Annotated in this window: 12 protein-coding genes; 7 read left to right on the top strand and 5 right to left on the bottom strand. The window is 55.2% G+C overall.

The features are described 5' to 3' along the window. Positions 1–16: 16 nt before the first annotated feature. A complete protein-coding gene (locus FHG12_RS00165; RefSeq protein WP_230471233.1) occupies positions 17–1,336 on the bottom strand; it encodes a glycosyltransferase family 4 protein in 1,320 nt (439 codons plus the stop codon). 236 nt (positions 1,337–1,572) lie between these two features. Between FHG12_RS00165 and ffh the strand changes: the two genes are divergently transcribed. Next, positions 1,573–2,916 (top strand): signal recognition particle protein, encoded by a 1,344-nt coding sequence (ffh, locus tag FHG12_RS00160; protein WP_139513487.1) that lies wholly within the window; start codon positions 1,573–1,575, stop codon positions 2,914–2,916. 121 nt (positions 2,917–3,037) lie between these two features. Here ffh and FHG12_RS00155 read toward each other — a convergent pair whose 3' ends face one another. The 3 genes from FHG12_RS00155 to FHG12_RS00145 all read right to left on the bottom strand — a co-directional run bounded on the left by FHG12_RS00155 (position 3,038) and on the right by FHG12_RS00145 (position 12,396). Further along, the gene (locus tag FHG12_RS00155) at positions 3,038–3,514 is read right to left on the bottom strand and encodes a nucleoside deaminase (protein ID WP_139513486.1); all 477 of its coding nucleotides are present in this window, start codon (positions 3,512–3,514) and stop codon (positions 3,038–3,040) included. 202 nt (positions 3,515–3,716) lie between these two features. Beyond that, complete coding sequence (locus FHG12_RS00150) at positions 3,717–9,428, bottom strand: T9SS type A sorting domain-containing protein (RefSeq protein WP_139513485.1); 5,712 nt, start codon at positions 9,426–9,428, stop codon at positions 3,717–3,719. Between the two features lie 466 nt (positions 9,429–9,894). Next, positions 9,895–12,396, bottom strand: coding sequence for a PA14 domain-containing protein (locus FHG12_RS00145; protein ID WP_165699255.1), 2,502 nt, complete (start codon positions 12,394–12,396; stop codon positions 9,895–9,897). 542 nt (positions 12,397–12,938) lie between these two features. On the opposite strand from FHG12_RS00145, the gene aspA reads away from it, so the two are divergent. From aspA to FHG12_RS00120, 5 genes are all read left to right on the top strand, one after another. Then, positions 12,939–14,345: an aspartate ammonia-lyase gene (gene aspA, locus FHG12_RS00140; protein ID WP_139513483.1), complete on the top strand. Its 1,407-nt coding sequence runs from the start codon at positions 12,939–12,941 to the stop codon at positions 14,343–14,345. Positions 14,346–14,539: 194 nt separating this feature from the next. Further along, positions 14,540–14,821 carry a hypothetical protein gene (locus FHG12_RS00135; RefSeq protein WP_139513482.1) on the top strand — a complete coding sequence of 94 codons (282 nt, stop codon included), beginning with the start codon at positions 14,540–14,542 and terminating at the stop codon, positions 14,819–14,821. Positions 14,822–15,083: 262 nt separating this feature from the next. Then, positions 15,084–16,463, top strand: a complete 1,380-nt coding sequence (locus FHG12_RS00130) for a sensor histidine kinase (protein WP_139513481.1) — start codon at positions 15,084–15,086, stop codon at positions 16,461–16,463. Positions 16,464–16,507: 44 nt separating this feature from the next. Beyond that, a complete protein-coding gene (locus FHG12_RS00125) occupies positions 16,508–16,906 on the top strand; it encodes a response regulator (RefSeq protein ID WP_139513480.1) in 399 nt (132 codons plus the stop codon). Continuing rightward, the gene (locus FHG12_RS00120) at positions 16,896–17,942 is read left to right on the top strand and encodes an adenylate/guanylate cyclase domain-containing protein (RefSeq protein ID WP_139513479.1); all 1,047 of its coding nucleotides are present in this window, start codon (positions 16,896–16,898) and stop codon (positions 17,940–17,942) included. The genes FHG12_RS00125 and FHG12_RS00120 overlap by 11 nt, the downstream gene beginning before the upstream one ends. Before the next feature lie 84 nt (positions 17,943–18,026). On the opposite strand, the gene FHG12_RS00115 is transcribed toward FHG12_RS00120, so the two are convergent. Beyond that, positions 18,027–20,768 carry a cyclic nucleotide-binding domain-containing protein gene (locus tag FHG12_RS00115; protein WP_139513478.1) on the bottom strand — a complete coding sequence of 914 codons (2,742 nt, stop codon included), beginning with the start codon at positions 20,766–20,768 and terminating at the stop codon, positions 18,027–18,029. A 119-nt stretch (positions 20,769–20,887) separates the two neighbouring features. Here FHG12_RS00115 and FHG12_RS00110 point away from each other — a divergent pair, with 119 nt between their 5' ends. Then, positions 20,888–21,472 (top strand): HD domain-containing protein, encoded by a 585-nt coding sequence (locus FHG12_RS00110; protein ID WP_139513477.1) that lies wholly within the window; start codon positions 20,888–20,890, stop codon positions 21,470–21,472. Positions 21,473–21,510: the final 38 nt, after the last annotated feature.

Below are 21,510 nucleotides of genomic sequence, written 5' to 3'. Positions count from 1 at the left end.
AACCGGCACGATCGTTTTACCGAACCAGTTTCGCGAGCCGGCCCGTCAGGGCTTTGCGGGAGTAGCGGGCGTGGTTGAGCGCAGGCAAGTCCAGGTTGGGGTTGACGAGCCACTGGGCTACGAGGGTTTCCAGATGGTCGAGCATGGCGTTGTAGGCATCGTAAGGAATGGCTCGCCCGGCGCCGCATTCTTCCAGTAAATTGTCTGCGTCGGACCCCACAGGGCCAATGCAGATAATGGGCTTATTAGCAGCCAGATACTCAAAGACTTTGCCCGGTAAGATGCCAAAATTGGGCACCACGTCCGGGATTGCCATCAGCAGCACGGAGGCGTGCAGCAAGTGCGTCACCGACTCGTGGTGAGGCACAAAGGCCAGCAGTTCTGTAATTCCTGACAGCCCGTTTTGCGCAATCTGCCGCCGCACCTCTTCCGATACTTTGCCCACAAAACGCAGCCGCAACGGCACATTGGGGTGGCGCCGGGCGCACTCGGCGCAGGCCGCCAGAAATAGCTCGATGTGGTAGGTTTCGGTGATGGTGCCCGTGTGCGTAATCAGCAGACAGTCAGTGGGTGGCGAAGAAGGAGCGTTAAAATCGCTTTCGTCGTAACCGTTGGGCAACACATGAAATTTCTTGGCCGACAGCTGAGGCGATTTGCCCAAAAAAAGCCGTTTGGTATCGGGGCTGGTAACCAGCACGGCATCAGCCTGTTCCAGTACTTGGCGTTCGTACCACGCATCAAGCCAACGAGCAGGTGGGGTGTGATTTAGCTCCTTGTAATAGTATATGTCCGTCCAAGGGTCGCGCAAGTCGGCCAGCCAACGCAAGCCGAATCGCTTCTTTAGCTCCAGCCCGATTAGTTGGGAAGAATGCGGTGGAGAACTGGTCAGCACCGCATCGAAATGCTCCCCGGCGGCAATTAAGTCGCTCACCGCTTGGAGTACATGCTTGTTCCAGCCGCGACGCGGATCGGGGATAAACACGTTGCCGCGCACAAACTTGAAAAAGCGTTGCTGCAAACTCGTTTTGCTCTCGTTGGCAAAGCCGCCGTACGGGATCTGCTGGCGGCCGGTTAGCTTCTTGTAACTCCCAAATGGCTCGGACGTATCGGTGCGAATGACGCGTACGCCCGCCGGAATTTCCGCCGCCAACGACTCATCGAGGACTGGGTAAGCACCTTTATTTGGGTCGACGGTAATAACCGTTGGCTCAATGCCGCAACTCGGTAAGTGCTTGACAAACTTGAGGCTACGCTGCACACCTGCGCCTCCGGAGGGCGGCCAGTAATACGTAATGACGAGGAGGCGGGCAGGGGCCAAGGACGGGGAATGGAACAAGGTGAAAGCACGAAGGTAAGAAGTCGTCGGCTTTCGAGGTTTTCTGGCTAATTTTGGGAGCAATTCTTCGCGGCTTCTCGTTTCAATTTGCGAAGCAGCGCTACAATGCGACAAGAGTTTGCGGCGTTTTTTGATTTGCCAACCGCATTATCCTTGCAAAAAACTTGTGCTGGCTTAATCTTCGTAATTTGAAGTAAATCAGCTTATTACAATACAACTACTCAGTACATCAACCGATGTTCGATAACTTAAGTACCAAACTCGATCGCGCCTTCAAGACCCTGAAAGGCCAAGGCAGCATTACCGAGATCAACGTTGCGGCGACCATCAAAGAAATTCGCCGGGCCCTTGTTGATGCCGACGTTAACTACAAGGTAGCCAAGGAAGTAACCGACAAGATCAAGGACGAGGCAATGGGGCGCGACGTGCTCACGGCCGTATCGCCGGGCCAACTCATGGTCAAGATCGTGTACGACGAGCTTACCTTGCTCATGGGCGGCGAGAAGCAGGATATTGTCATCAAAGGCGATCCGGCAGTTGTGCTGCTGAGCGGTTTGCAAGGCTCGGGCAAGACCACTTTTGCCGGCAAGCTCGCCAGCTTCATCAAAAAGCAGAACCGCACCGTGTTGCTGGTGGCCTGCGACGTGTACCGCCCCGCCGCTATCGACCAGCTGAAAGTGCTGGGCGAACAGATTGGCGTGGAGGTGTATTCGGAGCCGGAAAACAAGAATCCGGTCGAGATTTCGCGCAACGCCATCGACTACGCCAAGAAGAACAATAAGAAAGTAGTCATCATCGACACCGCCGGCCGCTTGGCTATCGACGAGCAAATGATGCGCGAAATCGAAGCGGTGAAGAAGGCTATCAACCCTTCGGAAACGCTGTTCGTAGTCGATTCGATGACGGGTCAGGACGCCGTAAATACGGCCAAGACCTTTAACGACCGCCTCAACTTCGACGGCGTAGTGCTCACCAAGCTCGACGGCGATTCGCGCGGTGGTGCGGCTCTTTCCATCCGCTCGGTAGTCGAGAAGCCCATCAAATTCATCTCGACAGGTGAAAAGATGGAGGCGCTGGACATGTTCTACCCCGACCGCATGGCCCAGCGCATTTTGGGCATGGGCGACGTAATTTCGCTGGTAGAACGCGCTCAGCAGCAGTTCGATGAAGACGAGGCCAAGCGCATCAACCAAAAGATTCGCAAGAACCAGTTCAACTTCGATGACTTCCTCTCCCAACTGGAGCAGATCAAGAAGATGGGCAACCTAAAGGACTTGGTCGGCATGATTCCGGGCATGAGCAAAGCCATTAAAGACGTCGATATCGACGACGATGCGTTTAAGCCCATTGAAGCCATCATCAAAAGCATGACCAAGCAGGAGCGTGCACAGCCTGAACTCCTGAACGGCTCGCGTCGGCGCCGCTTGGCCAAAGGCAGCGGCACGGATATTCAGCAGGTCAACAACCTAATGAAGCAGTTTGAGGACATGCGCAAAGTCATGCGCACCATGAACAAGATGAGCCAAACCAAAGGCGGCATGCAGCAAATGGCCAAAATGATGGGCATGCGAGGCAAGTAATTGATAATGAAATAGTTACAAAAAGAGGCCCGAACGCTAGCGTTCGGGCCTCTTTTTGTAACTGCCGCAATGGTTCTTTCGTCGTCCAGAGAGCAGCGCAGGATAACAGGTGCGTTTAGCCTTAATAATCGGTGCGGCTTTCGTGCTTTTCCCAGGCGCGGAACCCTTCGATCGCTTCGTCGCGGAGCAGCTGCTGCATCGGAATCTGACGATCGGAGAGGGGCTTTTCGATTTCGTCGTAAATAAATTGATCGTCGAACCCAATAGCCGCGGCATCCTGCTTGGTGTTGCCGTAGAACACCCGCCGCGGGCGCGCCCAGTAAATCGCGCCCAAGCACATGGGGCAGGGCTCGCAGCTCGTGTATAGGTCGCAGTTGTTGAGCTGAAAAGTGCCCAGGGCCGCGCACGCCTTCCGAATGGCATCTATTTCGGCGTGGCAAGTAGGGTCGTTGGTGCTGGTAACTTGGTTGAAGCCGCGGGCAATGACTTGGCCGTCGCGCACGACTACAGCCCCAAACGGGCCGCCAAAACCGGCTTGCATTTTTTCGATAGAAAGGCGAATGGCTTCGCGCATGAATTCGTCGCGGGGAGCTTCCATGAGTGGCGTAGTAAAGAACAGGAAATAAGCGCAAGGTACGACCCCGCCGCCCAGCAGGGAAGCGGCCGTAGCGTGCTAGACGATTGCAGCAGCGACATTCCTGATATGCGCCGTGCTGTCGGAGCGCTTGTGCATGAATGGTGTACAATAAAAAGGCCACCCAGTACTACTGGGTGGCCTTTCTGTAAGCGTAACGGAAACGTTAGTTGCGAACCAACGGCAGCGTCACGTTTGTGCCAGCTCCCTGGATGCGTACGATGTACGAGCCCATAGGCAACTGCTGAACAGAAAGCGGATGCGCCTGGGCACCTACTACGGTTTGCTTGCTTAGTACGCGACCCGTAAGGTCCAGAACCTGAACCTGATACGTGCCAGCGGCTAAACCCGTCAGATCAAGGGTAGCAGCGCCGTGGGCTGGGTTGGGATATAAGGCAACGGCGGTCAGTACCTGCTTGTCGAAGGTCACGAAGCGAACCGGGCTGAAGGCCGAAACGCCGTCGAAATCAACCTGCCGCAAGCGGTAATAGATGGGCTTGGCCGACCAACGAGCGGCGTTGGTATCGGTGTACCGATATTCCGTAGCGTGCGTGCTGTTGCCCTGGCCTTTTACCGAGCCGATCTTCTCGAAGGTCTTGCCATCGAGCGAGCGCTCAATTTCGAAACGATCGTTGTTACGCTCGGTGGCAGTAGACCAAGTCAGGAGAGCATCTAGGCGGATGGCCGTGGCCACAAACTGCTTCAACTCGACAGGCAGAGCCCGTACCACCGTTACGTCTTCGGAAGAGTTTGCGCTCGTCGTGCCGTCGTAGTTGGTGCCCGGTACCGTGCCGGTCGCGGCGTACGTGCCACCCGGAGTGATTACGGAACTGGTCGGAGTGCGAGTAGGGTCTGTGTACGCGATGGTAGTGCTAGCGTCGTAAGACGTGCCACTGGTAGCCGTATTCTTGATGGTAGCCCGGAACGAAATGCTCAGAGTAGAGCCACCCGGGATGGTGATATTCTTGAATACGGGCGAGATGCCAACGCTGGCGTCCACAGTATAATCCGTGCCGGCAGCCAGGGTCGTAGCATTGCCATTGGCGTCGGTCAGCTTCACAACGGGCGTGAACGTGTTGTCGAAGTTGAACAAATCGTCCAGGCGGGTCGTGGCAGTTACACCAGAAGCGACGCCACCCGTGTTGGAAACGCTCAGCACATAGGAAGCAGGGCTAACCGAGGTGCTTGTTTTGTTTACCTGCGGAGTTGAAGTAGCCAAGCTCGTCGTTAGCACCGGCATGCAGGAGCCGGCCCCGGCGATGGTAGCCGTAGAGCTAGGCGTTGCTGTGGTCAAAGAAGTGCCGGTAGCACCATTTGCTGCACCGTAAGTAGTAGTAGCTGCACTATTGCCAAGGCCGTTTCTGGTAGTGCCGGCATTACCAGCAGCAACTGTCGACGTAGCAACTGTACCATTGGTGTAGTATTTACCGCCGCCGCCGCCCCCCCCGGGGCCGTAGCCCGACCATACTCTGTTGGTGCCAGTTCTGCCGTTATCAGTGTAACCAGCGTTACCACCTGATCCACCATCGGCACTAATTGTTACGTTAGTCAAGCTTGCTGCCGAGCCATCGGGAAGTGAAGCCATGACAAGAACAGTACCGCCGGCGCCGCCGCCGCCAGCACCTTGCAGGTTGGTAGTTGCGTTAACTGTAGCACCGGCTGTAGGAGCGTTTGCACCGTCAGCTTGTACCGTCAGTGTTCCGGTGCCCGAAGCAACTATTTGTCCAGAGCGAAGGATGACGATGCCGCCGCCTACGCCACCGCTGCTTGCCGCAATTTGGGCAGTTGTACCAGCATCAATTGAGCCGGCACCGCCGCCGCCGCCCATAAACAGGCGTGAAGCGCTAGCATCTGCGGAGAGGCTACGTCCTCCTTGTGCCTGGATGCCGCTGCCGGCGTTACCAGTATTGTCGAAGCCGAAGCCGCCAACACCACCTGCTCCACCGTTTGTACCGCCGCCACCGCCGGCGTTGCCAGTATTAGTTGCTGTTAAGTCAGTGGCGCCGCCGCCGGCGTTGCCTGGTGCGCCCGCTGCGTGGCTGCCCACCGGGTAGCCGCTACCGGTTGTGGATACTGAAGTGCCGTCATAGAACTGTGTTGGCGTGCCTGCTGAGCCTTCGCCCTTCGAGCCGTTGCCAGCTGCAGAAAGGCTTACATAAGCCCCTGTCGTTGCCGTAAGGGCAGCGACACCGCCACCTCCACGGAAGCCTTTGGCTGTCATGGACAAAGATGCGCCCGTTGCATAGGTAGTTTTGCCAGCTACATCTACAGCCAGTACGCCGCCTGTAGTGCCGTTCCAGGCAGCGCCGGTAACAGTGCCAGAGAGCGTAAGAGACGAATATTGTGGAATGCGAATAACCTGAAAAGTACGTTGGCCCGCCGTACCAGTTGCCGCGGCCGTGGTATAGGCATTAGTCAACGTTTTGGCCAAGGTCAACACTTGGTTGCTACCTGCAGTTGCAACGCTCGTAACGATAGCGTATTCGTACTTACCAGCCGTGTAGTTGGTGTTGTTTGTAACGGTGCCGTAAGTAGTTGTGTTAGTAGTAGTTATATCAGCGCCTTGCATTTGCATTACCAGTACAAGGTCGCCTGCTGCAACAGCTGTAGAAGCCGTGCCTGTGCCGGTTCGGGCTGCACCAATGGTAACGGTGGAGGTACCATTAGCAACCGCTGTCGAAACGCCGGGATAGTACGTATTCGGAGAAGTGCCATTTAATGTACCTACGCCGTCTTTGCCGGGCGTAGCACAAGCGGTTGCAATGTTTGCTACACCCGAAATGGTAGTAGTAAGGTCGGCCGTGTTGTTGGCAGTATTTGGATCGAAGCTGGTGCCGGTGCTGGCAGCAGAGGCTATAAGCGTACCGCTGGCTGGCGCCTTCACCGTAACTACGTTAGTGACAGCTGCTGCGTTGGCCGCTAGGCTAGTGATGGTAGCAAACGTGACCTTGCCCGATGTTGGATCATAAGAGGCGCCGGTTGGCAGTATTACGTCCACTGCAGCTGGCTTGGTGCTGAGCGTAAGCGTAGGCACGATGCTCGTAGCCGTTTCAGTGCCTAGGTTCGTCGTGCTAACCGTGTAACTCACATTCGAGCTTGGGTTAGCCGTAGTTGGCCCGCTGATGCCGGTCACCACATCGGCGCCGATAATGTTAGTCGTAAGCGAGGCCGAGTTGTTGGCCGTGTTAGGGTCAAAGTCAGAGCCAGTACTAGTCGCTGTTCCCTTCAACGAAGCGCCGGTAGTTGGCACAGTCAGCGTAACCGAGTTGGTGACGGCGGCGGCGTTGGCCCCAAGGCTGGTAATCGTGGCAAACGTGATCTTGCCCGAAGCTGGGTCGTAAATAGCCCCGGTAGGCAAATTGGTTACGCTACCAGCTGGCAGGTTGGGTGCCAGTGTAAGGGTGGGCACGACATTGGTGGCCGCGAGCGTACCTGCATTGGTCGTGCTCATCGTATACACTACTTTCGAGCCAGGGGTGGCTGTCGTCGGTCCGCTGAGAGTTGTAGCAACGTCAGCTCCTGAAACCGTGGTGGTTATAGAAACCGTGTTATTGTCCGTATTGGGGTCGAAGCCATCACCCGTGCTGGTAGCTGTTCCCGCGATGGCCGCAGTGGCCGGCACGGTGAAAGTTACTGTGTTAGTCTTGGCTGGACCATTAGCAGCCATGTTGGTAATCGTAGTGAACGTGACAATACCGGAAGGCTGATCGTATGTGCCGCCAGTAACCGTTACGCTACCAGCCGGTAGGTTAGGCGCCAACGTGAGCGTGGGCACAACATTGGTGGCCGCTTGCGTACCCGTATTTGTGGTAGTCATCGTGTAAGTGATCCGAGTGCCAACTGTGGTTGTGGCTGGACCGCTGACGGTCGTAACGATGTCGGCCCCAGTGATAGACGTGGTAGCGGAAACCGTATTATTAGCTGGAGTTATATCAGCCTCAGTGCCAGTGCCAGTGGCCGTAGCCACAAGCGTAGGGCTGGCAGGCGCCTTCACCGTAACCGTATAACTTCTGGGGGTGGCAGTCGTTATGCTGTTAGAGGCAAAAGTGACGACACCCGTAGTGGCGTTATAGCTGGCCCCGGCGGGTAAGTTAGTTACATCCGCTGCTGCTGGCTTCGTGCTGAGCGTGAGCGTGGGCGCCACGTTGGTAGCCGTCACTGAGCCCGTATTCCGGATTGTGAATGCGTAGTTGATGAGAGTACCTACCGCAACTGAAGTCGGCGGCACCGGATTAAAGGTAACAACCAAGTCAGGACCGGTAACAACGGTTGTAACAGAAGCAGTGTTATTAGTTGCGTCAGGGTCCGGTATAGAATTGGTAGTGGCGGCCGTGCCTACGATTGCACCGCTAGTAGGTGCCTTTACAGTAACCGTGTTAGTGACGGTTCCGTCGGGCGCCAGAGAGCCTGTGGTGGCGAAGGTGACCTTGCCCGATGTCGCATCGTAAGCGGCGCCGGTTGGCAATATCACATTGGCTGCAATAGGCTTGGTGCTGAGCGTGAGCGTGGGCACCACGTTAGTAGCCGTCTCGGGTCCTGAGTTTTTGGTGGTAACGGTATAAACAAAGTTGGCGCCACTAGCAGCCGTGGCCGGAGCGCTCACAGTAGTAAGCAGGTCGGCACCGGTTACCGTCACTGAAATGTTGCCGGGGTTGGAATATACCTGCGGGTTAGGAGAAACGGGGTTGGCACCAGCCACGTCCTGCATTATGTAGGGGATGGTCACAACGCCCGCATAAGTACCTGATGGAGTGAAAGTTACCAATCCTTGGGCGTCAACGCTAAAAGTGCCTTGGTTCGCTACAGCAAAGGTAGATTGGATGCCCGCCGTGAATGGATCAAGGTCAACGGAGCCGGTTTGGTAGTTGCTGCCGGAGAAGATGTCGTTGTTGATGACGTCAATCGTGGTGGCGGCGTTGTAGCGCGTAGTGGCTACGTCGTCGTTCGCAATAGGGGCTTTTACAATAGCCAGATTGCGGATTTCGTGGTAATTGGTAGATCCCCCCGTAGAACCCGCAAAGCCAATTCGCAGGTTATTCGGTGGGGTTGGTACCGTAACGCCGTTGATAGCGGTGGTCACCACAGATCCGTGCTGAATCCGCACCCGAATGCTGTAGGTCGTCACGCCGCCGCTGATTTGCGGTACTACGTCGATGTAGGCCCGGCGATAATCAGCGTTAGTCGGAACGTTAGCTCGCGTAGTTGCCACGTCAACGCTGAAAGGCAAGGTGCCGCTTCCCGCGATGTAAGGATAGTCTGTAGCACTGCGTCCATTGCCTGCACCCCGAATGGCTACGGCGTCGGCCACTGGCCCCGGGCCGCCAACACGTCCTTCTGTGGGGTTGGTGTAGTTGCCGTACTCGTCGATGCCGATGCCAATGTAGCCATTAGGCACCCCGTTGCTAACCGGATCAGCGGTTTTCTGCGCGTAGCCGAGTGAGCCACCGGAGGCTCCGCTCGTGAAAGCAGCAGCAGATGTTTTATCAGCGTCTATGAAGAACACTGAGAATCCATCGGCTCCGGTGCCACCGTAGGAGAAGAACTCAAAAGAAATACTAAAGCCTGATGGCGCCGGGAAACTGGCATTGTCAATGGCATAGCCGGCTTGGTTGCCCGTGTTGTTGGTTAGGCGCAGGTAACCTGCCCCGTCTGCGTCAACGCCACTAGCTGCGGTAAGGGTTGCTTTGTTGGTAGTTGTTGGCCCGCCTAGGATAAAGCCAGAGCCCGTGGTTGTGGTATTCTTAAATGACTCGTACCGAGGAAACTGCGCCAGCGCTGTGCCGGTCGTAGCAAGAAAAGTTACCGCCGGAAGCAATACTTTCGCCAAGCGACTGCCCCAAGGGATGCACCGACTTTTTGAGGGAAGAAGTGTTCTCATAGAAAATAGTTGGGATGAATTATTTAAAGCCTGACCACTGCCCACTCTGAATAATCTTATTTATAGTCAACAAATAAGATTGAATTGCACAGAGTAAACAATTGCTTCTAATTGATTAAAAGCAATTTGACAAATATATTTAATGACTTAAATAAAGAAGCATAAATGACATTAATAAAATATATATTGGAATATTCATAAAAAATAACCTTGGGTAAAGAACATGCTTTAATCTTTTGGCCCAATAGTTGTTAGAGACAGAAATGAAAGAATAGTTTTTTAGGTGTTTTGGTTGTGGAAAAGGGGGCGGCTGGTGGTCGCCCTTTTTTTTATGCCCAAACTGTTGGCATCTCTTCAACCGAATTGCTTTCATAAGCCTTGCCCAAGTTGACGTTTCAGTAGGTGTATAAACGCAAAAAAGCCCTGCCGATGAGGCAGGGCTTTTTGCTTATGGTAAAGCGATAATCTAGTGCGTGATCGTCAGTCGCTGCGAGCTTACTTGCTTGCCGCTCTGAACTTGCAGAACATATACGCCTGCGCTCAGCGATTGGGTCGGAACGGAAAACTGGTTTGTACCAGCCTGTACGCTCTGGCTGAACTGCGCCACTTGCTTGCCCTGCGTGTTTGAGATCGTTACAGTAGCTTGGCCCGCTTGGGCGAAAGAACTGCTGATGTTAACATGATCCTGCGCTGGGTTCGGATAAAGCTGGACGCCGGTAGGAGTAGCGGTGCTAGCCTTAGCATCAGCGAGTGTAGAGAAGGCAGCGCTGGCAGAAGCTGAAACAAGCGAAGAGCCTTGGCTAACAAATTCTACATCGTCGAAGAAGAACCACTGGCCGGCATTGGCATAAGAGTAGAAACCAATTTCGCACCTGCCGTTGGTAACCTGGATGTCTCTGATCTCGATCTGGGACCAAGAACCGTTGATGCCGTTTGCGGTGGTTACCGGAGGCGTAGCCTGCAGCTCATTGCCACCGTAGTTTTTCGCTAGCATCCGAGCAAACTGTCCGCCGCTGCTTTTGGTCCAGGCACGCAAGGTGTAGGTGCCATTAGGCAAGTTGCTGATAGTCTGATAGGTGTACACCTCGTAGGCGCTGGTCTTGTACTGCGACCCATGATACGTACCCGAATGTGTGCCGCCTACCGTTTCCGTGTAATCGGCATCGGAGTTGGTGCCTGTACGGCCACCCCAGGTTTGCCAGTTGTTGGGGCTTTGCACGGCAGCGTTGTTGGACTCGAAGCCAGGGTTTACCACGAGGTTCGTGGAAGACGACGGCGTAGAAATCGTGTTAGGAGTCTGAGTTGCCGTTGCGCTGCGGAACAATGCCGAAGCAGGCACCACTTGCTTGTCAACACCCGGCCCTTGGTATTTCACAACCAGGGTTTCGCCGCCGTCGCGTTCGAAGTAAGTCACGGTCAGGGCGTGCTTGCCGGCTTTCAGGCCGATAGCACCGCCGCGCTCCTGGTTGGCGTGCACGCCGTTGTTGTCGACTACAAGTTGGTTACCGATGAAGAGCTGGCTGCCGTCGTCGGAGGAGGTGTAGAAGGTGTACTCGCCGTCGGTGGGTACTTCGATATAGCCCGTGTAACGGAAGCCGAAGTTGTCGTTGCGGTTGCGCGGGCTCAGATCGAACGTTGACACGGTGCCTTGCTTCACGATGGCTTGACCGTTGAAGTCGGGCAGGCCGCTCCAAGTGCCTTCGTGGTAGCTGTAGGCCAACCCGTTGACTACGTTACTCGGGTTGTCAGCCGGGCGCAGGTTAGCCAACGTTGGAGCTGGAGCCGAAGTTTGAGTACCCGTTCCGTTGGTCGGACCAACCGCTATGTTGTTGTCCTTCAGCTTCTTCTGCCACAACGCAAATTCGTTGGCTTCGGTGTCCCGGGTAATGGGATTTGGCAGTTCTGTGTTCAGATCGTACCGGCTGGGCTCTGCCGCATCAGGCAGGTACTGATCGTTGCGCATTTTGGCACCGTTGGTTCTTCTGTTTACATAGCCAATGATGTTGTCATGGGCCCGGTTGTTGAAGAAGGTGCTCATTCTCGAGCCGTTCAGAATGTAGATACCAACACCTTGTGCAGCAACGTATTCGCCATTCGGCATGTAACCCGATGCAATGATGCGGTTGTTGAAGATCTCCATGTCGTGACCGGCGGCCACGCAAATGCCTTGGTTAGCCGTGCTGAGAATCTGGTTGTTGAATGCTTTGATGAATCCGGAAGACTCGCCAAGGTCGGGGGTAGCGCCGTCACCCATCATGATACCGCCCCCACCATAGTCGGTGTTAGAAGCAGGATTGCTGGGATAAGCACCCTGAATGAAGTTGTTGTGGAATTGCATCGGGCTATCCGACGTACCGCTGGAGTGGTACATGTTGATATTTTCCTCGACGCGGCTGTTAAAAGGATCGTTGATTACCTGGTTCCAACCAATCTCAACACCGCGAATACCTTTTACGCTCACAAATTGAGTGAACTGGACGCGTTCCTGGCCACCGTTACGGTAGCTGCCGTCGATGTTTTTGGCTTGGTTGTAGAGAATCTTAACCGTCTGATTAGGCGAGTGATCGCCCTGGTAATCGGCCAGGTAGATGCCGGAAGTCTGCTCCATGTAGCAGTGCTCTACCCGAATGTTTTTGAAGTTACCGGCGTCCAAGAAGCGGCCTTGACGAATGTTGTCGCCGTTGGGCGTGAGAGCGTAGCCGCTGGTGTTGCGTACGGTTACGTCGTTGCCGAACTGGTGGGCCCGGATTAGGATGGTACGGCTGCGGATAATCGAATTCTCGATAATTACCGGTTCAGACGTATTAATGCTTACTGCAGGTGTGTTTGAATCTTGGCTTTCCCAGTTACCACTGTAAGTACCACCTTTGGTGATAACGAGCGGTCCGCTGAACGAGGTGCCACTGGGCTGGGCGAATGAGGAGGGGGTTACGCCGGCAACGAGCAATACCCACAAAAGGACCGCCATATACGGCGCTGTCCGACGATTGGTTGAGTTAGTAAGTTGCTTTCTGAACATACGCAAAAGGTGAAGTGAGAAAGAATTTAAGGTGAAGCGGTAGTGAAAGAATTAGAGCAGTTTCTGATACAAAATTAGATGTAACCTTTTGTAGTCATGCACGTTGCACCAAAATTTACACATTGTCGAGCTATATAGACACCTAGAAATTGTTCATTTTATTCAATTTTTTGTCGCACCATTTTAAGTGCTGTTTTATAAGGTATATCGCCTCCTGTGGAACCTCGACAGTCATTTGACCAACCGAAGTTTTGCCTAAATTTTGTCTATCGCGCCCCAGCGAAGTGCTATTATAAAATAGTTGTGTGTAGCTACAGTAGTGTTTCTATGTAACTACATATAAACAAGGAAAAATTGCCTTTTTTACTGAGGCGGTCAGCCGGACTTATTTTTACTGTCGAGCTAAGGGCCTCCAAAAGAGGCCGCTATTTTTATTTCCGTCCTGAACCGAAAATTTTCGTAGAATCCGATCAATCACTGATCCGTTTCCTATGCAAACCACCCGGTTAGAACACGACTTTTTGGGCGAACGCGCGCTTCCAGCCCAGGCTTATTATGGCATCCAGACCCTGCGGGCTCTCGAAAACTTCATGATCACGGGCATTCCGTTGCATGCCGAGCCGCTGTTTGTGCAGGCGCTGGCGTATGTGAAGAAAGCCGCGGCGTTGGCCAACCGCGACCTGGGCGTGCTCGATGCTTCCATTGCCGAGGCCATCACGCGAGCGTGTGACCGGGTGCTGACAGGGGAGCTGAACACTCAGTTCCTAACCGATATGATTCAGGGTGGGGCAGGTACGTCGGTGAATATGAATGCCAACGAGGTAATCGCCAACGTAGCCCTGGAACTCATGGGCAAGCAAAAAGGCGAATACGAATTCTGCCACCCCAACAACCACGTCAACTGCTCGCAATCGACCAACGATGCCTATCCGACGGCTTTTCGTATCGCTTTGAATAACAAGCTGGTAGGGTATCGGCAAGCCCTGGAGCAGTTGGCGGATGCTTTTGCTCAGAAAGGGGAGGAGTTTCAGAATGTGCTGAAAATGGGCCGCACACAGCTCCAGGACGCGGTGCCCATGAGCATGGGCGACGAGTTCAAAGCCTTTGCAACTAACCTGCGCGAAGAACTGCTGCGTATTCAGGATAGTCGCCAGTTAATCAGTGAGATAAATATGGGGGCTACCGCCATCGGGACGCGCGTAAACGCTCCGGCAGGCTACGCCGAGCTAGTAACCCAGCACCTGCGCGAGCTGACCGGCCTGGATCTGGTGCTGGCCGGCGACCTGATTGAGGCGACCTACGACACGGGGGCGTATGTGCAACTGTCGGGGGTGCTGAAGCGCACGGCAGTGAAGCTATCCAAAATCTGCAACGACCTACGGCTGCTTTCCTCGGGTCCGCGCTGCGGGCTGGCCGAAATCAATTTGCCGCCGCTGCAACCTGGTTCCAGCATTATGCCGGGCAAAGTCAATCCGGTAGTGCCCGAAGTCGTCAACCAGACGGCCTTTTACGTGATCGGCGCCGACCTTACCGTAACGATGGCCGCCGAAGCCGGTCAGTTGCAACTCAACGTCATGGAGCCGGTGATCTCCTTTGCTCTGTTTACTGCCATTTCTTATATGACCAATGCCTGCCACACGCTGCGCGAAAAATGCGTCATCGGCATTACGGCCAACGCCCAACACACCGAGCAGTTGGTGCGCAACAGCATCGGCATCGTGACGCAGCTCAACCCGGTGCTGGGCTACGAGACCACGGCCGACATCGCCAAGGAAGCGCTGCGCACCGGCAAATCGGTGTACGACATCACAGTAATCGAGCGCCGCTTGCTTACGCAGGCCAAATGGGACGAGATTTTTACTTTCGAAAACCTGATTCGCCCGCACTTTATTCAATAGCGACCGCTACAACCCATCCTCATGCAAGACTTGGAGTATATCTATCTTGCAGGAGGACAAATAGTTGCAAAGAAGGCTGGCTATTCCGCGGCATGGAAAGTTGATGGCGGGTGTCAGAGGAAAGGCATTTTGCCCATCTTTATGGCGCTATTATCCCATCTATGGCCCCTGTTAGGTTACTTATAGTGCTTATTGTGTTGTTAGCAGCTGCAAGAAGCGGCCGGGCGCAGGGCCGTTCTCCGGCCGCAGCGCCGACCTCGTCCGACGCACAGTATAAACTGCAGGTGAGCCTGACTTTGCCCTCGGCAGTTGGCGTCATTGGCGATTATGCCGGCCTGTTGTTTTCGAAGAAAAAGGAAAAGCAAAAAAACGCCGAGCACCTACCGCGGACGGGCAACCCCGTGGTGGTTTTTACGGTGCCCGTTCCCAAAAGCTGGGCCAACGCGGCTAAAAAAGTCGCCCGTGATAATCCGTAAGGGCAACTGGTGTAATTCTGCTTTAAACTGTAATTTTCAGAATGAAGCACTGCGGCTGCACCGATCCCGCGAAGCGGCCCCGATTCCTTATATAGCTTCCGATAAGAATAATTCGACAGTCAAATTGAAATAGTCGCGGCGCTCCCGCTAGCTTTGAGCAAAGCGGCTGTTTGCCAGCGTGCAACTCGAAAGCTGTATTTTGTAAATATTTGATTATCAATTGATTGTAAACTAGTACACGGCTCTCGACTTGACTTCGATTATGAGTGTAAACGGCGCGATATTGTTTGCGATCCCCATTGCCTTGCTGATTGTGAGGTCGTTGCGCCGCTTTCTGGATCTGCCAAAGCGCTTACCCGGCTGGGACAAATTTCTCAACAGCATCTGGATTCCGGCCATTGTTCTGTTTCTGATTGCGTGGGCTTTTAAGCTGAAGACCAGTCAGTTAGACGAAACCTATTTTCTCTTTGTATTTGGGGTGGTCGTAGCGGTGCTGGTGCAGGTGCGCGACTATCGGCCCGCCCGCACGCTGTTGCTGGCCATTGCGCCATACGTACTGTACTCGGCCATCGAGCTGCTGCTGGCCGTAACGGACTGGGACCTGCTGAAGCGCTACGACGGCTTTTTCGATAATTCGCGCGGGTTTGCCGTCATCTGGCTCATCACGTTCATCCTGATCGCGCGAAACCAGAAGAAACACCTCGAAAAAGAGCGTTTGCAGCGCGAAGAAGAAGAAAAAGCCAAGCAGCTCATCGAAGCCCAGAATGCCGAGCTCGAGCGCCTCGTGGCCGAACGAACCGCTACGCTCACCCAGCAAGCCGAAGAATTGCGCGATGCCCTGACCGAACTCCGCGCGATGCAGGCCCAGCTGGTACAAGCCGAGAAAATGGCCTCATTAGGCGAGCTGACGGCTGGCATTGCGCACGAAATCCAGAATCCGCTCAACTTCGTCACCAACTTTTCCGACGTATCGGCGGAACTGGTCAGTGAGCTGGAGGAGGAGCAGCAACGGCCGGAACGCGACCCCGGCTTAGAGGCTGAGTTGCTGGACGACCTGAAGCAGAACCTCCAGAAAATCACGCACCACGGCCAGCGGGCGGCCAGCATTGTACGGGGCATGCTCGAACACAGCCGCGCCAGCACCGGTGAGCGCCAGCCCACGGAAATAAACAACCTCGCCGACGAATACCTGCGGCTGGCTTACCACGGCCTGCGCGCCAAGGACAAGACCTTCAACGCCACGCTCGCCACCGATTTCGACCCTGCCGTCGGGCCGATCGAGGTGGTTTCGCAGGACCTTGGGCGCGTGTTACTGAACCTGTTTACCAACGCTTTTTACGCCGTGCAAAAACGCAAAGAGGCGTGCCCCGACGCCGGCTACACCCCGACGGTTACGGTCAGTACGCATCGCAACACGGCGACGGAAGTAGAGATTCGGGTCTGCGACAACGGGCTGGGCATTCCGGAAGCGGTGCGGGCCAAGATCTTTCAGCCCTTCTTCACGACCAAACCCACGGGTGAAGGCACGGGCCTGGGCCTCTCGCTCAGCTACGACATCATCACCAAAGGCCACGGCGGCACCCTTACGGTCAAAACCCAAGAAGGCGAGGGTACCGAGTTTATTATCACGCTGCCTGCCTAAAACACAACTTAACCTTCTGATTATACTAGCTAGCTTTGTAATCGATGAAAATACTGGTAGTAGACGATGAAAAGGACGTGCGCGTCCTGTTTGAGCAGCGTTTCCGGCGGGAAATTCGTTACGGTCTGTTTTCCTTCTCCTTTGCATACTCCGGCGAGGAGGCGCTCTCGTACCTGCACGAACACGCTTCGGAAGTCGTCCTGATCTTATCCGATATCAACATGCCCGGCATGAGCGGCCTAGAATTGCTCAAGCAGATCAAGAAAGAATACCCACCCGTTCCGCCGCCGCAAGCGCCTTTGGTAATGATGATCACGGCTTACGGCGACAACGAAAGCTACGAACAAGCCATGCAGCTGGGAGCCAACGACTTCCTGACCAAGCCCGTGGACTTCGGGGCGCTAAAAGAAAAACTCATCCTGATAGCGAACCATGAAAACTAAAATCCTGGTAGTCGATGATGAGGCAGATTTAGAGCTGCTCATTAAGCAGAAGTTTCGGCGCAAAATTCGGGAGAATATATACGAGTTCGTGTTTGCCAGCAACGGCCAAGAAGCCCTGGACTGCCTGCGCGATCATCCCGATATGGACATCGTCCTGAGCGACATCAACATGCCTGTGATGGATGGCCTGACGCTGCTCAGCAAGCTGCCCGAAATCAATCCGATTATCAAAACCGTGATGGTATCGGCGTACGGCGACATGGAAAATATCCGCACGGCCATGAACCGGGGTGCTTTCGACTTCATTTGCAAGCCCGTGGATTTCAACGACTTGGAACTGACCATGGAAAAAACCGTGCAGCAGGTCAGGCAGCTCCGCGAGACGTTGCGCGCCATTCAGGAAAACAACATCCTGAAGATGTATGTGGACGAAACGGTGCTCAACTTTATGGGGCGCCCCGATTTTGAGAAGACGCTCATGGCCAGCGAAACGGTGCAGGCCACCGTCGTTTTTATCGACATCTGCGGCTTCACGTCGCTCTCGGAAACCCTGTCGCCGACCGAGGTAGTACAGATGCTCAATACCTATTTCGATCAGATGGTAACGGAGGTCATGGCGCAGGGCGGCCGCATTGATAAGTTTATGGGCGACGCCGTGATGGCCGTATTTCGCGAAGAGTTTCACCTCGACCGTGCCATCGACGCGGCTTTGGCTGTGCGTAACGTGCTGCAGGCCAACCACAACATACTGCCCGACGGCTCGACGTACCAGCCGCAGGTATCCATCGGCATCAACACCGGCGAAATGGTGTCCGGCAACATTGGTTCGGCCTCAATCAAGCGCCTCGACTACACCGTCATCGGCGATACCGTCAACGTGAGCCAGCGGCTGCAATCGGTAGCCCAGCCCGGCCAGATCATCATCACCGAAGCCACCTATAAGAAGGTCAAAGAAGCGTTTCAGTGTGTGCCCCTCAGGGAAGTAGTTCTGAAAAACAAGGTGAATCCTGTGATGATCTACGAGGTATTGGCCTGATAATGAAGTAGATAAGAAATTACTTAATTTACGGGCAGCGGTGATGAAGCGATCCAGCGCCTTTACTACCGCTGTCCGTTTTGTTTACTGTGGGAGCTGCATTTTGTCGTTTTGCCGGCGCAGGCGCTGGCAGAGCACCCGCAGGATGTTGCGCAGTACTTCGCCGCGCTCTTCCATCACGTCGTAAAAATCTTCCTGATCGAGGCGAAAAGCCATGACATTGCTCTTGGCCACGGCCGACGCGGAGCGAGGCTCGGCGTCGAGCAGGGCCAACTCCCCAAAGAAGTCGCCTTTGTGGAACGTCGCTAGCTGTTGAGTGCCCGTAAAGATGTCGACTTGGCCGTCGTGCAGAATGAAAAGGGAGGTACCCAAATCGCCCTTCGCAAAAATCTGCTGCCCCGCTTGGAAAGTTACTTCCTTCATGATCGGGACAATACTGCTCAGCACGTTTTCGGGTGTTTCGGCAAACAACGCTGTGCTTTTCAGAACGGCCACGCGTTCGGCTGCCGAAATACGGGAAGTAGTTGCTGCATGGTTCATAACCTGTTCTTGAGTAATTAATTGATTATCAAATAGCTGTTGATAGGCGCTGGGTTGTGTTCCGGATAACTCCTGCAGGGCCTTGAAAGCACTTTCCCGAACAACCGGGCTTGTGCTGTGCAGGTGCGGAACCAACGCAAGTGCGCAAGCCGCCGACGGGTGCCACCGGCTCAACGCGACACTGACGGTCCAGTCGGAAAAGGCCGTTTCGCCCCGCTTTACAATGCTTTCCAGAATCGGAACCGGCGGGCTGGATCGGTCGCTGAGCAAACGCTCGAACAGCCGAACTTTGTGCGCCGGCGTGTCGGGGTCGAGCAATGCCTGCAAGCCCTGGTAGACGTGCCGGGGGATCAGATTGTCCAGAATTTCCAGCGCATTGGCTTGCCGTTCGCGGGCCGCGTGCGCCACGCCGCGTTGGGCATCGGAGATGATCTGGGGCGGATACAACTGAAGCAACACCGCAAAAAGGCGCTGCTGAACTTTCGTAAGCTCGTAGTCGAGGCTGTGAGACAGAGTTGCATCAGAGGTGCTTGCTTGGCCGCGCAACAGATGATGAGCCAAGCGTAGCTCCTCCTGAATAAGTGCCTGATAGACAGTCGAATCGGCGAGGTTGGGTGCAAAATTGCGCAAAGCCCGCAGAGCTACTTCCCGCCGCAGCAAATTGGGCTGTTGCGCCAGTTGCAGTAGCGCTACTCGGCTGGCTTCCAGGCGAATGCGCCCGCATATCTGCGCTGCCCGACGCACCAGTGCCTCGTCGGTACCGGTGGCAAGCACGGCCGTAAGCTGCGGCAGGGCGGCGGCACCCAGCTCGACGAGCCTTTCCGTAGCGGCTTGGCGCTGGGCCTTGTCACTTAGGGAGTTGAGAAGCTGACTGATCTCTTCAGTATTCGACGAAACACCGGCTGTGTGCTGGGCTGAGCCATTAACCGCACGAGTTACCGGCCCGGTCCAGCTTTGCACCGTGGCTGTTTCTGTAGCGTCGGCAAAGCGCCGGCTGAGTGCGTGCTGAAGCTCATCGAGGTAATGGCCGTAGGAGCGGTGCAAAAAGTACAGCGCGCCGATCATAAACAAGCTCATCCAGGCGAAGGGAGCCCATTCGTTGAGCACAGGTACTTGGTGTAGCGCAAAGAGCAGCACACCGGCCAAGCCCATGCCCAGCGGTTCGTATAGGCCCTTGGCCAGCGTGTGGGCCTGCAAGCGCTCGGGAGGCGACAGAGGCTGAAAGAGAACCAGAAAAACCGGGTCGAAGATGGCGCGCCGCAATACTTCCATCATCAGGTAAAGGCCGCAGAAATACAGCAATAACATGCCTTCGCCCGCATTGCCAACCCGCAAGCCCCCAAACAGCAGCAAACCCGCCAATACCGTAGCCGGGAGCGCAATCAGCATCCAACGCACCCCCACTTGGTCGAGGGCCACGCGGGAAACCAGAAGTTTAAACAACGTGGCTGACAAATATGTGATAACCAGTACGTTGCCTACGTATTTCATCACGGCCGTCTGGTCGTGGAATTTATGCTTGACGTTGACGAAAAAGGAATACTCGACGCCCGTCGTGACGGCTGCAATGGCCAGCATGCTCAGACTGATGGAGAGCACCAGGCGGCTGTCGCCAAACCAGCGCTGCAACATCGGCGCCACCGACTGCTGGCGGGCGGCCCGCGCGGTCGGGCGGGCTTCCACGAGGTGGGAGCGACGTGTTATCTGCAACGTGAACAGCGCGGCCAGGTACGCTCCGAAAGCCGTGAGCAGCAGCCACAACAAGTCGGTGTGGTGATGAATCAGGATGGCTAGCACGGCGCCCAGCGCTTTGGCGGGCATATCGCCGGAACTGATGACACTGAACAGGCGCTTGCCCTGTCGCACGTCGAAGACCATCGCCGAAACGCCCCAAAACTCCAGGTTGGTAAGCAGGTAGATAACGCGGTAGCCCGCCATAATCGCTACCGCGGCCGCCACCGAGTGCCCCATCACAATCAGGACGCCCAGCACGCCGGTAAGGGCTACTACTGCCAAGAGTACCCGCACGGCAAGGTGCTGGAGCGGAAGATGGTGTTCGTAGTGCGCGTAAATTTTGCCGGCCGCAATCATCGCCAGGGAGGCCACACCGTAGGCCAGGGGCAGATTGCGCTCCGGCTGATTTTCAAGCAAAATCACGTTGGCCGCCACATAGACCAACACAGTGCCGATGCCCAGCAGGAAGTTGTGCAGAAAAAACAGCCCAACCGTGCGCCCTTCGCCGGGGCGAATGCCGAGCAGTTGGTGCCAACGTTCGAGTAGTATCATGCCAGAAGGAAAGGTGATGCCTCGCAGCCTCAAGTATAACCGCAAGATAGTGCCCTGATGTGCACAGTTTCGGATTTTTCCTGTTATTACGGCATTGATACTTCCTGCTGCCTACCATCATGGACTGCCGACGCGCCGAAACGTATGTGCTCAATGAGTTGCGCCAGCATCTCTCGCCTACGCTCTACTACCACGGTCTGCATCATACCCTCGATGTCCTTGCGCAGGCCCAGTCGTTGGCCGAGGCCGAGGGCGTTACCGACGCCGAGGCGCTGATGTTGCTGCGCACCGCGGCCCTTTATCACGACAGCGGTTTTATGACTACCTACATCGGGCACGAAGAAGCCGGTTGTGAGCTGGTGAAGCGCACCTTGCCGGACATGGGGTATTCGGCGGATCAAATCGAGTTGATTTGTCGCTTGATCATGGCCACGAAAATGCCGCAGAACCCCGGCGACCTCCACCTGGCCCAAATCCTCTGCGATGCCGACCTCGATTACTTGGGTCGTCCCGATTTCTGGCCCATCAGCCAGACGCTGTACGTGGAGCTGCAAGCCCGCGGGATGGCTCCGGATGAGCAAAAATGGAACGAAGGCCAGGTCGATTTTCTGCAAGGGCACCAATACTGGACGGCTTCGGCAACGGCTCGCCGCGAGGCTTCCAAACAGGCCCGCCTCGCCGAAGCGCAAGCCCGTCTGAAATAACAGTCAATTGCCTTGCGAACTGTGAGGATCAGCTGATT

It is taken from the genome of Hymenobacter jejuensis (genome assembly GCF_006337165.1).
GTDB lineage: Bacteria > Bacteroidota > Bacteroidia > Cytophagales > Hymenobacteraceae > Hymenobacter > Hymenobacter jejuensis.
The sequence above is the reverse complement of the archived record's forward strand: the minus strand, read 5'-3'. Positions and strand labels throughout refer to the sequence as shown.